Origin of the sequence: Nonomuraea sp. LPB2021202275-12-8 (assembly GCF_037044575.1) — a bacterium.
Lineage (GTDB): Bacteria > Actinomycetota > Actinomycetes > Streptosporangiales > Streptosporangiaceae > Nonomuraea.
Window position 1 is genome coordinate 389,692 of sequence record NZ_JBAHWD010000003.1, and the last position, 13,811, is coordinate 403,502.

Below are 13,811 nucleotides of genomic sequence, written 5' to 3' on the forward strand. Positions count from 1 at the left end.
GGAGCCTCAGTCGGCCGGAGTCACGGTCCCCGCCGCTCCGTTCACGGTGATCCGCTGCCCGGTGGTGATGCGGTGGGTGGCGCCGGCGACGCCGACGATGGCCGGGATGCCGTACTCCCTGGCCACCACCGCGCCGTGCGACATCGCGCCGCCCATCTCCATCACGAGCCCGCCCGCCGTGAGGAACAGCGGTGTCCAGCCGGGGTCCGTCGAGGGGCAGATGAGGATCTCGCCGGGCTCCAGGTGCGCGCCGACCGGGTCGAGGACCACCCGCGCGGTCCCGGTCACCGTGCCCGCCGAGGCGGGGGTGCCGATCAGCGCGCCGTCCGCGGCGGCGGTCGCGAGCGCTTCGGGCTCGGTGCCGTCGGACAGCAGCACCCTCGGCACGTGCCTGCGGCGCGTCTCCTGCTCGTAGGCCGCCCGCCGTTCCGCCACGAGCGCGCGCAGGTCGCCGCCGCCCAGAGCCACTCTGGTCTCCGCCAGGTCCAGGAAGAACACCTCCTGTGGCGAGTCCAGGACGCCGACGCCCACCAGGTGCTCCCCGACCTCCAGCAGGCTGCGCCGAACGCCGGCGAGGACCTTGACCGCGTAGAACTTGGGCAGCTCACGCAGCCCGGCGAACCGCCGCGTGCGGCCGAGCGCGAACCGCACCACGGGGGCCCGCCACCGGCCCTTGCGCCGGGCCTCGGACGCCACCTGGGCGATCGCCGCCCGTGCCTGCCGCGCGCCCTTGGCGAACAGCGTGGAAGGCGCGAGGCCGCCGTCCATGCGCAGGTAGTTGGCCAGCACGCCGAGGATGTGCGCGGGCTCCTCCGACCAGCGGGGCAGGCCCAGGTCGATCTCGGCCACGCCGCGGTGACCGTACTTGTCCAGGAACGCGGTGATCTCGCGCTGGGCGATCGGCGGCAGCGCGCCGGCGCGGTAGAGGCGGACCAGCTCGGCGACCTGCTCCCGCCTGAACGGCTCCGGCTCGATGCGGGTGGCCAGCTCCCACAGCTCCAGGTCCATCTCGGTGGTCGGGTTGTGCGGGACGCTGCGCAGGACGTCCTGCATGTCGCTCGCCGGCACGCCGGATAGCCGCGAGGCCAGGGCGAACAGCCCGTAGCCGGTGACCACGACGGGCATGATCGAGACGATGGCGGGGAAGGTGCCGGCGAGCACGCGTTCGGCGTGGTCCAGGCGCTGCTCCGGGGTGGCGCCGGCGGGCACCAGGAGCCGTCTGTCCAGGTCCTCGCCGACGCGGGCTGCGTAGTCGAGGGCCCGCTGCGGCCTGGTCAGCGCCAGCAGCACCCGGGAGGGGGCGTGGACGCGGCCGGCGAACCGGCGCAGGCCGCGGATGACCGGGCGGCGGGAGGTGTGCGTGAGCGGCAGCCGGGGGTCCCGCGTCAGCTGGTCGAAGACGGGGGCGGTGCGCGCCTCGCCGAGCATCAGCATGCGCGGCAGGATGACGCGGCCGGCGCGGCTGCGGACGGCCGTGGTGAGGTCGATCCACATGCGCTGCCCCGACTCGGTCACGAACGGGGCGCCGTCGGCCGGCCTGGCGGGACCGTAGCCGAACAGGTTCGCCGCCCCGGCGGTGATCAGCCGGAACGCCGACAGGCCCATGGGCGTGAGCGGCCCCATGACGCCCTGGGCCACGTTGACGGAGAAGTACACGCGCAGGCCCGGCCTGGTCGGCTCGGGCAGCGGGTAGAGGGTGGTGATCGGCCGCGCCTGGGTGAGCCAGACCTCGCCGTCGCGGTCGACGGCCCACTCGGTGTCCTGGGGGGCGCCGTAGTGGTCCTCGACGCGGGCGCCCAGGCGCGCCAGGGCGAGCACCTCGTCGTCAGTCAGGCAGAGCCCGTCCTGGGCGTTCTCGAGGCGTTCGGTGCCGCCGCCGGGCAGGCCGCGGATCGTCACCCGCTTGTCCCCTTCGTCCCGCTCGACGATCTCGCCGCGGGTCGTGTCCACGACGAACCGGTCCGGGTTGACCGCGCCGGACACCACGGCCTCGCCGAGTCCGGGAGCCGCGTCGATGACCGCCTCGTGCCGCCGGCCCGTCACCGGGTTCGCGGTGAACATCACGCCGGCCACCCGCGCGTCCACCATGGCCTGCACGACGACGGCCAGCCGCACCGAGGCGTGGTCGATGCCGTTGGACTGGCGGTAGGCCACGGCGCGGTCGGTCCACAGGGAGGCCCAGCAGCGGCGTACGGCGTCCAGCACGGCCCGCGTCCCGACCACGTTGAGGAAGGTGTCCTGCTGCCCGGCGAAGCTCGCGAAGGGCAGGTCCTCCGCGGTGGCCGAGGAGCGGACCGCCACCGCCGCCCCCTCCCCCAGCAGGCCGTACGACTCCCGTACGGCCTGCTCGACAGCCGGTGGCACCGGCGCTTCGAGCAGCAGCCTCCTGGCGGCCTCCGCCATCCCGTCGCCGCCCGCCGCGATGATCGCGTCCAGGCCGGCCGCCTCGGCGGCCTCGTGATAGGCCCGCGTGGTGAGCGTCCAGCCGGGCGGGACCGGCAGGCCCGCCCTGGTGAGCTCGCCGAGGTTGGCCGCCTTGCCGCCCACCTCGTCGAGCATCCCGCCGTCGATGTGGGAAAAGTCCAGTGCCAGCTTCATCGGATGTTCTCCCGCCGTTCAGCGCCTGGATACGAGTCTGGCGCTTCCGGTCGAATAATTCAACACCCGATGAGATATCAGAATGCCAGCGGCACCCCGTCCAGTCCCCAGGCCGGGTCCGTCGCGATGCCCAGCTCCGCCAGCGCCGTCGGGCCGACGTCCACGAGCCTCGGCTCACCCAGCGACTTCCCGCCCAGGTCCGCGTCCAGCCGGTTGGCGATGACGAAGACCGTGCGCTCCTCGTCCGACGTCCCGCCGTGCCCGCCGGCGTCGACGTGGCCATGGTCGGTGGTGACCAGCACGGTCCAGCGCTCGCCGGCATAGGAGGGCCGGGCCCGCACCGCGTCGAGGAACCGGCCGAGCGAGGCGTCCTGGGCCAGCAGGGCGCCGGTGTACTCGGGGCAGTGCGGGCCGAGATCGTGGGCGACCTCGTCGGTGTCGCCCAGATAGACGAAGGCGAGGTCGGGGCCGGTCTCGGCGAGGTGGCGCCCGGCCGCCTCGGCGATCTGCCGGTCGGCGGCGGTGAAGGTCAGGGCGAACCCGTCGAGCACGACCCTGGTGTCGATGGCCGGGCCGAACGCGCCGTGCTCGTCCAGCGCCGCCCAGGAGAACAGCGCCGACGTGGTCAGCTCGGGGCGCGCGACCTTGGCCCGGGTCAAGAAATCCGGATATTTCAGGAACTGGGCACCAGCGAACCCGTTGTCCACCACGCCGTGCTTGTCAGGCCACACCCCGGTCGCGATCGACGACCATCCGGGCCCCGAATCGGTCCGCGCCCGGATCACCCGCCCGGCGTCCGCACCCGCCTCGGCGCGCTCCGGAACGATCTCGCCGGGGGACTCGGTGCGCGGGGCGTCGTGCTCGCCGTAGGGAAGCAGCGCGGTGCCGTACGCGCCGGTGGACATCAGCGCGGTCAGGACCGGGGGACGCACCGCCAGGAGCCGGTCGAAGCGCAGGCCGTCCATGCCGACGACCAGCACCTTGCTGTTGGGGGGACTGTCAGGGGGGCTCTGCAGAGGGGACATCCCCCCATCTAAGCCCCGAAGCGCCGCACCCACTCGGCGGCCCCCGGCAGGATCTCCTCCACCGGCGCCACCTGGGGATACCAGGTGCGCTCCCACTCCAGCGACACCCACCCGTCATAGCCCGCGGCGCGCAGCAGCTCGCCCGCCTCGTCCAGTGGCACGGAGCCCTCCCACATCGGCACCGGCGTCGTGTCCTGGGCAGAGACTGCGTCCTTGACCTGGACGTAGGCGAGGTAGGGGGCGAGCGCGGCCAGCGTGTCGGCCGGCGCCTCGCCGTGCCGCCACGGGTGCAGCAGGTCCCACAGCGCTCCGGCCGTCCCGGAGGCGCCCGCCGCGGCGAGCAGCTCGGCCACGGCCGCGCCGGTGGACATCTTGTCGTGCGTCTCCACCAGCACGCGCACGCCGAGCTCGGCCGCCGTACCGGAGACCGCCTTGAGGCGGCGCGCCCCGACGGCGGGATCGCCGCCGCGCGGGAACACCCGCACCCCGGGCGCGCCCAGGTCGGCGGCGAGCGCCAGGTCGGCGAGCAGCGCCTCGACGACGGGCTCGTCCGCCCCCGGCTGGCACACGCCGACGTAGCCGGCGAGCGCGGCCACCTCCAGCCCCGCCCGCTCGACCCGCCGCCGGACCGACAGACGCTCCTCGTGCCGCAGGCCGGCATGTACCCCGGTGTCCGGATGCAGGCGTAGCTCAAGGCCCTGGCAGCCGTGCCGGACACCCACCTCGATCGCCTCGTCGAGCCCCGCACCCGGCATCCCGAGCGTGCTGACCGCCAGCCTCATCAAGCGCTCCCCACCATCAGGTCGACGTCACCGCAGGTCCGCGACGCTCTCACGGAGCACCACCTCGCCCGCCACGTGCTCCACCACGACGGACTCCCCGCCCGACAGCGCCAGCTCCAGGGCGCGCGCCCCCATGTCCTTCAGCGGCAGCCGTACGGTCGTCAGGGCGGGCACCTGGTCGCGAAGCGTGGCGATGTCGTCGAACCCGGCCACCGACACGTCCTGCGGCACCCGGATCCCGTGCTCCCGGTAAGCCGCGAGCGCCCCCACCGCCATGACGTCGTTGACCGCGAACACGCAGGTCGCATCGCCGGTCTGGCGCGCCGCGGCGTAACCGCCGTCGCGGTCGAACGGCCCCGCGACCACGCGCGGCTCCGGCAGCCCGAGCTCCTTGATCGCCGTCACGAACCCGGCGCACCGGTCGGCGGCCGTCATCAGGTGCGGCGGCCCGGCCAGCACGGCGAAGCGGGTGTGGCCGAGGCCGGCCAGCGAGCGGGCGAGCGCGGCGGCGCCCTCGTAATTGGCCGGGGCGACGGTGTCGACGCCGAGCAGGTCCTGACCGACGCAGGCCACCCGCCCGCCGCTCGCCTGGTATTTCACCAGTTCGCCGGCGAGGCGTGCGGTGATCCTCTCGTCGGCGACGCGGGATCCGGCGAGCAGCACCGCGCGCACGCGCTGGGCGTGCAGCGTGGCCACGTACGCGATCTCCTGCTCGGGGTCGCGGTGGGTGGTGCCGACCATCACGAGCAGGCCCTCACCGGAGGCGGCTCGCATCGCGCCGTCGGCCAGCGCGGCGAAGTAGGGGTCGGTCAGGTCGTGAACGACGATGCCGATGACGTTGCTCGCGCCCCGGGCCAGCGTCTGGGCGGCGCTGTTGGCGCGGTAGCCCAGCTCGTCGGCGGCGAGCTCGACGCGCGCCCGCAGCGCGGACCCCACCTGGCGGGTGCTGCCGTTCAGCACCCGCGAGGCGGTCGCGAGCGAGACGCCCGCCTGCTTGGCGACGTCCTCCAGCGTGACCACGAGACCTCCCGGAAAACGGTTTCCCAGTGTGCCAGATCGGCACCCGGGTCCGCATCCTTACACGTCTCAGGCCCAGGGGAACAGGATGTCGAGCAGGCCCTTCCGCTCGGTGGGAGTCGGCATGGGAGCCTGGGTCGGCGTCTGCGCCTGCTCGGTCTCGAACGACCCGGCGGGCGAGTCCGCGGCGGTCTCCTGATCCTTCGGCTGGGACCGGGTGTCGGCGTCGTCGATCTCGTTCACCGGCGCCTCGGTGGCCCTGATGGTCGGCTTGGCCGTGGGCTCCGCCGTCCTGGTGGGCTTGCGCTCCCTTGTGGGGGTCGGGGTGGAACGGACCCTGACCCTCGTCGGCGCGGAGGTGGGGGTTACGGCCTCGGAGACCGTCGGATCAGGCGTGGCCGTATCCGTGGCTTCGTCGATTGGGACGTCCGATTCCTCCTCCGCCGGCGCCGAGGAGGAATGGTTCAGGTCGCCGACGCTGGCGCAGTGGCCGCCCGCGCAGGGGTCGTCGGACGACGTGCCGGTGAGCATCCACCCCGCACCGCCTCCGATGAGCACCACCGCGACGGCCGCCACCAGCAGGAGCCTGGTGCGGCGGCGCACTTCCCTGTCGCCCCTGCCGGGCTCGTCGCCGGAGTGCTCGGTCCAGCCGGAGCCGAGGAAGCCGCGCCTGGGCTCCTCCGGCTCCTCGTCGTAGGCCCCCTCGTAGCTCTTGTCCAGCGGCAGGTAGGGGGCCTCGCCCGCGTCCCCGTCGGTGTACTGGGGGCCGCTCGGGGCGTCGCCCGCGTAGCGGCCGTCGGGCTGCGCCTCCGTCAGGTGCGAGCCGGCCTCGGCCTCGGCGTAGCCGGTCTGGCCGTCCGGGTAGGCGGTCTCCCCGCCGTCGACCGGCACTCCCTTGTCAGGAGGAAGGATGTAGGTCTCGTTGCCCGAGACCTGGATGGCCGGCTGCTCGTCGGTGTCGTCGGTGCTCCAGCGCGGAGACAGCACGTCGCCGGTCAAATCGGGGTTTGACGACCTCCCCTGCCCATCCTCATACGGCCTGTCGTTCTCGTCGCGAGCCACGCTGAACCTCTCTAGTACGAATACGGACCGCAACCTTTCTTAACAGAATCGACCCCATCTTGTCCGGAAATTTCACATGTTTCCCTAAAATCACTCTCCGTAACATTGGCCCCAAGAGTCGTTTCACGCCCGTCTTAGACGGGTATCGACACTCGTCCCGTCACGCGGCCAGCAGCCCGTCGAGGAGGCCGTCCAGCGCGGACTTCACCCGCTCGACGCCCACCCCGCACTCGCGCGTCCGGTAGGCCAGCAGCGGGGCGGCCAGCGGCGCCAGCAGGGCGTCGGCCAGGCAGGCGGTGTCCGCATCCGGCCTCAGCCGCCCGATCAGCATGGCCAGATGAGCGTGGTGGGCGTCGTAGGCGCCGCCGAAGCGGGCGAACGCACCGCTGGTCTCGGCCATCAGCAGCAGGTCGAGCTGCGCCACGGTCCTGTCGGCGAGAGCGTGCAGGAACGCGCGGACCCGCGCCCCGGGCTCGGCGCCGGGCCCGAGCGGCGGCGGCCCTTCGATGAACGCCGACTGGAACTCGCGCTCCCGCTCGTCGATGAGCGCGTAGGCCAGCCCGGACCGGTCGCCGAACCTGCGGTAGAGCGTGCCGACGCCCACGCCCGCGGCGGCGGCCACCTCGGCCATCGACAGCCCCTGCACGCCGTGGACGGCCACGATGCCGGCCGCCGCGGCCAGGATCTTCGCCCGGTTGCGGCTGGCGTCGCTGCGCTCACGTCTCACGGCGTCCATCCTTCCACCCCTTGCATACGGAATCCGTTCCGCTTACGGTGGAAAGCGGAACGGATTCCACTTATTGGAGGACTCATGGGCAAGGTCGCACTGGTCACGGGTGGCAGCAGGGGCATCGGCGCGGCCGTCGCGCGGCGCCTGGCGGCGGACGGCTTCGACGTGGCGATCACCTACGCCGTCGCCGCCGATCGGGCCGACGCGGTGGTCAAGGAGGTCGAGGCGGCGGGCCGGCGCGCGTTGAGCCTGCGGGCGCAGGCGGCCGAGGCGGCCGAGCTGGTCGCCGCGGTCGAGCGCACGGTCGCCGTGCTGGGCAGGCTGGACGTCGTGGTGAGCAACGCGGGCATCGCCCCCTACGGCCCGCTGGAGGAGGTGACGCTCGACGAGGTCGACCGCACCCTGGCCGTGCACGCGCGCGCCTCGTTCGTGCTGGCCCAGGCGGCGGCGCGGCACCTGCCCGCGGGCGGCAGGATCGTCATGATCGGCAGCAGCCTGGCCGAAAGGGTGCCCTACCCCGGCTGGACCCTCTACGCGATGAGCAAGTCCGCCCTGACGGGGCTCACCAAGGGTCTCGCCCGCGACCTCGGCCCGCGCGGCATCACCGCCAACCTGGTGCACCCCGGCTCGACCGACACCGAGATGAACCCGGCCGACGGCCCGGAGGCGGACGAGGAGCGCCGGTTCACGGCGCTCGACCGCTACTGCTCACCCGACGACATCGCCGCGACCGTGGCCCATCTCGCGGGCGAGGGCGGTCGTCACATCACCGGCGCCGCCATCGCGGTGGACGCGGGCGTCACCGCCTGACCGGGCTGCCCGGTTCGCGGGACTGCCGGCCTGCCCCGGACCGGCTCACAGGCACGGGTTGGTCGTGGTGTCGACCACCTTGTCCTTGAGCGAGTCCGGGATCGTGGACACCACCCGGACGCCGGGCCAGTCCGCGCCGATGACGAGCTGGATCACCGGACCGGTCGGACGCGGGACCGCGGGCCTGGCGGTGGCGTCGGCGTTGGCGGCGGTGACGGCGGGCTTGTAGACGTCGGCGGTCAGCGCCTTGACCTTGCCCGCCACGGGGGCGCGCTTGTCCTTCGACAGCCTGGCCGCCACGGCGTCGCCGTAGGCGGGACCCTCGGTGTCCTTCCTGGCGTAGCGGATGGTGGTGGCGGGCGCCGGGGCGGCGTTGCCGACGTGGGTCACGACGAACCCCTGGGCCGCCAGCTCGTCGGCCACCTTGGTCGCCTTGCCGGCCTCGCCGGTGGCGTTCAGCACCTGGACCCGCACCTGCTCGTTCTTGACCTTGGGCGCGGCGGAGGGGCCGGCGGTGACGGTGACCTCGACGTCGTCGCGGACCCGGGCGAAGAAGTCGCTCGCCGCCGGCTGCCTGAACTGGACCCGGTTCTTGTCGGCCGGGTAGGGCTCGGTGGGGACGGTGATGCCCTTGAGCTCCTTGGCGGTCAGGCCGCTGACGCTGTCGGCGATCTCCAGCATCCGGAGGAGCGTGAGCTCCGGGTCGGCGGTAACGGCCCCGGCGGCGGCCCGCAGGAACCCGTCGAGCTTCCCGGGGTCGGTGAGCAGGCCGCCGTCGGTGACCTTCTCCAGCACCTTGGTGAGGAAGACCTGCTGGCGCTCGATGCGGCCGAGGTCGCTGCCGTCGCCGAGCGCGTAGCGGGTGCGGACGTAGCCGAGCGCCTGCTCGCCGGAGACGACGTGCTTGCCCGGGCCGAGCACGAACTTGGCCTTGGGGTCGTTGACGGCCTTCGGCAGGCAGATCTGGATGCCGCCGATCGCGTCGACGATGCCCTTGAAGCCGGTGAAGTCGACCTTCACGTAGTGGTTGATGTGGATGTCGGTGATCGCTTCCAGCGTCTTGATCGTGCACGTGACGCCGCCGTCGTTGAAGGCGGAGTTGATCTGGCCCAGCCCGGCGGGCTTGGTGCCGCCGCCCGGCAGCGCGCAGGAGGGGATCATGACCATGGAGTCGCGCGGAAAGCTGATCATCGTCGCCTTGTCCCGGTCAGGGGAGATGTGCAGCAGCATGATCGTGTCGGTGCGCTCGCCCAGCCCCTGCGACAGCGCGCCGTACTTCTTGTTGTCGCCCTCGCGGGAATCGGACCCGATGAGCAGGACGTTGAGGGCGCCGGTCTCGGGCGGGCGGTCCTCGCCGAGGTCGCCGGGCGCCTCGCGCCTGATGTTGCCGTCCAGGCTGCGGGCGTAGCCGTAGGCGGACAGCGTGACCACCACCAGCACGGCGGTCACGATCACGCTCACCCAGCCGAGCGGGGTCAGCCGCCGTGCCGGCGGGCGGCGCCTGCTCGACCGGTGGCCGGCCTCGGCTGCCGGAGCGCCACGAGAATCCTGAACGTCGATACCCCGGTATCCGCCCACGCAGTGCCCTTCACGCAAATGATCAGGTCGCGCAGCATACTCAGAAATCGGCCACTCCATAAAATGGTGGCCGATGCCATGGCATGGCGGATCTAGGGCTCCATCCAAACTCGGCGAATCCGGGGCGTCACAGACCGTGGTGACGCCATCATGACAGTCATGATCTCATCCCCTCCCGGCGCGCAGGAGGTGACCGGGCTGCGGGCGCGGGCCAGGGCCGCGCGGCGGACCGCCTGCCTCGCGCTGACCTGCTCGGTCGCGCTGCTCTGCGCCGCCCAACTGCTCGCCGAGCGGGCGCGGACCGCCCAGGAGACGCTGCCGCTCGCGGTGCTGGCTCTGGCGGTCTTCCTCGGCGCGCTGCCCACGCTGGCGATCACCCAGGCGCTCTGGGGCGCGCGGGCGCGCGCCGCCCGCCGTCGGGAGCAGGAGCTGTACGCGGCCCCGCCCGCCTCGCCGCCGCGCGTGCTGAGCAGGCTGGCGATGGCCGGCGGGTGGGTGGTGCTCGTGCTGCTCGGCGCCGCGCTGCCGCGCCTGTTCGGCGACTCCGGTCAGCACGCCGTCGCGGCAGTGCTGACCAGCGGTGTCGAGATGCTGGCGCTGACCGGTTCGGTGGCGGTGGTGTGCCTGTCCCTCTGGTGGGCAAGGGACTCGGCGGGGATGCCGGCGCGTGCCAGCCGATCGGGAGGGTCACCTGGCGATCCATGGGATCCCGGCCCGGGCGCGCGCCGGCGAGGGGGCGCGGTGCTCTGGACGGGCGCGGTTGTGGCCGTCGCCGCCCTGCTGGGAGCCCGCGCCCACCTCTGGACTCCGGCCACGGCCGTGGTCTACGCACTGCTCGCCGCGACCTTCGTCTGCGGGCTGGTTACTGACGAGTAGCATGTGCACGGAAGCCATCCAGCAACGAGGAGCGAATCCGTGCCTTCCTCTCGTGACGTCGTGTTCGTCGACGGCGTGCGCACGCCTTTCGGCAGGTCAGGGCCGAAGGGACTCTACGCGGAGACCCGCGCCGACGACCTGGTCGTCCGCGTCATCCGCGAGCTCATCCGGCGTAACCCCAACCTTCCGCCCGAGCGCGTGGACGAGGTCGCGATCGCCGCGACCACCCAGATCGGCGACCAGGGCCTCACCATCGGCCGCTCGGCCGCGGTGCTGGCCGGGCTGCCCAAGTCCGTGCCCGGCTACGCGATCGACCGCATGTGCGCCGGCGCGATGACCGCGGTCACCACCGTCGCCGGCGGCATCGCGTTCGGCGCCTACGACGTGGCCATCGCGGGCGGCGTCGAGCACATGGGCCGCCATCCCATGGGCGAGGGCGTCGACCCCAACCCGCGGTTCCTGTCGGAGAAGCTGGTCGACCCGAGCGCCCTCGTCATGGGCATGACGGCGGAGAACCTGCACGACCGCTATCCGTCGATCACCAAGGAGCGCGCGGACGCCTACGCGGCACTGTCGCAGGAGAAGGTGGCCAAGGCCTACGCCGACGGCAAGATCCAGCCCGACCTGGTGCCGACGGCGATCAGGACGGCCGAGAAGGGCTGGGGCCTCGCGGTCCAGGACGAGGCCCCGCGTCCCGGCACCACGGTGGAGACGCTGGGCGGCCTGAAGACCCCGTTCCGGCCGCACGGCAACGTCACCGCGGGCAACTCCTCCGGCATCAACGACGGCGCCACCGGCTGCCTCGTCGCCGCCGCCGACGTGGCCGGCGAGCTCGGCCTGACGCCGAAGATGCGGCTCGTCTCCTACGCGTTCGCGGGCGTGGATCCCGAGGTCATGGGCGTCGGCCCGATCCCGTCAACCGAGCGGGCGCTGCGCCTGGCCGGGCTGTCCATCTCCGACATCGGCCTGTTCGAGATCAACGAGGCGTTCGCGGTGCAGGTGCTGGCCTTCCTGGAGCACTTCGGCATCGCCGACGACGACCCGCGGGTCAACCCCTACGGCGGCGCGATCGCCTTCGGCCACCCGCTGGCCTCCTCGGGCGTGCGGCTGATGACGCAGCTGGCCCGGCAGTTCGGCGAGCGCCCCGACGTGCGCTACGGCATCACCACCATGTGCGTCGGCATGGGCATGGGCGGCACCGTGATCTGGGAGAACCTGGCATGAGCAACCTCGACACCTGGCGCTCGCTGCTGACCGAGCGCGGCACCGACGAAGTGGTCACCAAGGCCCTGGTCCGCGACGTGGAGCTGCCGGGCGGCGCGGGCACGATGGCGCTCATCACGCTCGACAACGGTTTCGACCACACCAAGCCCAACACCTTCGGCCCGCACGGCCTGTTCGCGCTGAACGGCGCCCTGTCGGAGATCGCCGAGCGCACCGACCTGGCGGCGGTCGGCGTCACCGGCAAGCCGTTCATCTTCGGCGTCGGCGCCGACCTGGGCGGCGCGGCGAGCCTGGCCTCGCGCGAGGAGGCGCTGGCGATCGGCGCGCTGGGCCATCACGTGTTCCGCCGGCTGGGCGAGCTCCCGGTGCCGTCGTTCGCGTTCGTCAACGGCGCGGCCATGGGCGGCGGCCTGGAGATCGCGCTGCACTGCGCCTACCGCACGATCTCCTCGGGCGTCCCGGCGGTCGCGCTGCCCGAGTGCTTCCTCGGCCTGGTGCCGGGCTGGGGCGGCACCCAGCTCCTGCCGCGCCTGGTCGGCCCGGCGAACGCAATCAAGATCGCCATCGAGAACCCGCTTTCCCAGAACCGCATGCTGAGGGGCACCCAGGCCTTCGAGCTGGGCGTCGCCGACGCGATGTTCGAGCCGGCCGACTTCCTGGAGGAGTCGCTGCGCTGGGCCGCCCGCGTGCTGAAGGGCGAGCAGGCGGTCTCCCGCCCCGACCACACCGCCGCCGACTGGGACAAGGCGGTCAACGACGCGCGCTTCCTGGTGGACATGAAGCTGCACGGCGCCTCCCCCGCCCCCTACCGGGCGCTCGACCTCATCGCGCTGGCCCGTACGGCCTCCCGCGACGAGGGCTTCGCCGCCGAGGACGAGGCGCTCGCCGACCTGCTGATGGGCGACGAGCTGCGGGCCGGGCTCTACTCCTTCGACCTGGTGCAGCGCAGGGCCAAGCGTCCGGCGGGCGCGCCCGACAGGTCGCTGGCCCGCAAGGTGACCAAGGTCGGCGTCGTCGGTGCGGGCCTGATGGCCTCGCAGATGGCGCTGCTGTTCGCGCGCCGCCTGGAGGTCCCGGTCGTGCTGACCGACCTCGACCAGGCCAGGCTCGACAAGGGCGTCGGGTACGCCCACGCCGAGATCGGCAAGCTGCTGGCCAGGGGACGCGTCTCCGCGGACCAGGCCAATCGGCTCAAGGCGCTGGTCACCGGCTCGCTGACCAAGGACGCGTTCGCCGACGCCGACTTCGTGATCGAGGCCGTGTTCGAGGACATGGCGGTCAAGAAGCAGGTGTTCAGCGAGGTGGAGGCGGTGGTGACGGACACCTGCGTGCTGGCCACCAACACCTCCTCGCTCTCGCTGACCGAGATGGGCTCGCAGCTCGCGCACCCGGAGCGGCTGGTCGGCTTCCACTTCTTCAACCCGGTCGCGGTGATGCCGCTGCTGGAGATCGTCAAGGGCGCCGCGACGGACGACGCCACGCTGGCCACCGCGTTCGCCGTGGGCAGGACGCTGAAGAAGTCGTCGGTGCTGGTCAAGGACGCTCCCGCGTTCGTGGTCAACCGGCTGCTGACCCGCTTCATGGGCGAGGTGATCACCGCCGCGGACGAGGGCACGCCGCTGGAGGTGGCCGAGCACTCGCTGGACGAGCTCGGGCTGCCGATGACGCCCTTCGCGCTGCTGCAGCTCGTCGGCCCGGCCGTCGGCCTGCACGTGGCCGAGACGCTGCACGAGGCATTCCCCGGCAGGTTCGGCGTCTCAGGCAACCTCGCCAAGCTGGTCGCCTCCGGCAAGCCGGGCGTGTACCTGCCGGACTTCTCCCTCGACCCGGAGGCCGTGGCGCTCTTCGCGGGCGGCTCCTCGGCCTCCACGGCCGAGCAGGTGCGCCGGCGGGTGCTGGAGGCGCTGGCCGAGGAGATCCACCTCATGCTCGACGAGGGCGTCGTCGCGGCGGCGCAGGACATCGACCTGTGCATGATCCTCGGTGCCGGATGGCCGTTCCACCTCGGCGGGATCACCCCCTACCTGGACAGGGGCGGCTACTCGGGGTCACGCTTCCTGCCGCCGGGGGTGGCCTCGCTCCCGGCTTGACCTGCTCTTGAGGAGGCCC

11 protein-coding genes are annotated in these 13,811 nt (G+C 72.8%); 4 read left to right on the forward strand and 7 right to left on the reverse strand.

The window, feature by feature from the left end:
• Positions 1 to 6: 6 nt before the first annotated feature.
• The 6 genes from V5E28_RS08090 to V5E28_RS08115 form a co-directional block, all read right to left on the reverse strand.
• Positions 7 to 2,598, reverse strand: coding sequence for a PEP/pyruvate-binding domain-containing protein (locus V5E28_RS08090; RefSeq protein ID WP_336205778.1), 2,592 nt, complete (start codon positions 2,596 to 2,598; stop codon positions 7 to 9).
• A gap of 77 nt (positions 2,599 to 2,675) precedes the next feature.
• Positions 2,676 to 3,623, reverse strand: coding sequence for an alkaline phosphatase family protein (locus V5E28_RS08095; RefSeq protein WP_336205779.1), 948 nt, complete (start codon positions 3,621 to 3,623; stop codon positions 2,676 to 2,678).
• Positions 3,624 to 3,631: 8 nt separating this feature from the next.
• On the reverse strand, positions 3,632 to 4,405 hold the full coding sequence (locus tag V5E28_RS08100; protein WP_336205780.1) for a sugar phosphate isomerase/epimerase family protein: 774 nt from the start codon (positions 4,403 to 4,405) through the stop codon (positions 3,632 to 3,634).
• 27 nt (positions 4,406 to 4,432) lie between these two features.
• On the reverse strand, positions 4,433 to 5,425 hold the full coding sequence (locus V5E28_RS08105; protein ID WP_336205781.1) for a LacI family DNA-binding transcriptional regulator: 993 nt from the start codon (positions 5,423 to 5,425) through the stop codon (positions 4,433 to 4,435).
• A 66-nt stretch (positions 5,426 to 5,491) separates the two neighbouring features.
• Complete coding sequence (locus V5E28_RS08110) at positions 5,492 to 6,484, reverse strand: hypothetical protein (protein ID WP_336205782.1); 993 nt, start codon at positions 6,482 to 6,484, stop codon at positions 5,492 to 5,494.
• Between the two features lie 160 nt (positions 6,485 to 6,644).
• Entirely contained in the window at positions 6,645 to 7,220 is a 576-nt protein-coding gene (locus tag V5E28_RS08115; RefSeq protein WP_442945787.1) for a TetR/AcrR family transcriptional regulator, read from the reverse strand.
• A 75-nt stretch (positions 7,221 to 7,295) separates the two neighbouring features.
• Here V5E28_RS08115 and V5E28_RS08120 point away from each other — a divergent pair, with 75 nt between their 5' ends.
• The gene (locus V5E28_RS08120; RefSeq protein ID WP_336205784.1) at positions 7,296 to 8,024 is read left to right on the forward strand and encodes an SDR family NAD(P)-dependent oxidoreductase; all 729 of its coding nucleotides are present in this window, start codon (positions 7,296 to 7,298) and stop codon (positions 8,022 to 8,024) included.
• A 45-nt stretch (positions 8,025 to 8,069) separates the two neighbouring features.
• Here the strand turns inward: V5E28_RS08120 and V5E28_RS08125 are convergent, their stop codons facing one another.
• A complete protein-coding gene (locus V5E28_RS08125) occupies positions 8,070 to 9,485 on the reverse strand; it encodes an LCP family protein (protein ID WP_336205785.1) in 1,416 nt (471 codons plus the stop codon).
• A gap of 276 nt (positions 9,486 to 9,761) precedes the next feature.
• Here V5E28_RS08125 and V5E28_RS08130 point away from each other — a divergent pair, with 276 nt between their 5' ends.
• From V5E28_RS08130 to V5E28_RS08140, 3 genes are read left to right on the forward strand one after another with little or no spacing between them, the layout of a single operon-like run.
• Positions 9,762 to 10,478, forward strand: a complete 717-nt coding sequence (locus V5E28_RS08130) for a hypothetical protein (RefSeq protein WP_336205786.1) — start codon at positions 9,762 to 9,764, stop codon at positions 10,476 to 10,478.
• A gap of 60 nt (positions 10,479 to 10,538) precedes the next feature.
• Positions 10,539 to 11,702 carry a thiolase family protein gene (locus V5E28_RS08135; RefSeq protein WP_336205873.1) on the forward strand — a complete coding sequence of 388 codons (1,164 nt, stop codon included), beginning with the start codon at positions 10,539 to 10,541 and terminating at the stop codon, positions 11,700 to 11,702.
• Positions 11,699 to 13,792, forward strand: a complete 2,094-nt coding sequence (locus V5E28_RS08140; protein ID WP_336205787.1) for a 3-hydroxyacyl-CoA dehydrogenase NAD-binding domain-containing protein — start codon at positions 11,699 to 11,701, stop codon at positions 13,790 to 13,792. Before V5E28_RS08135 ends, V5E28_RS08140 begins: the two co-directional genes overlap by 4 nt.
• Positions 13,793 to 13,811 lie beyond the last annotated feature (19 nt).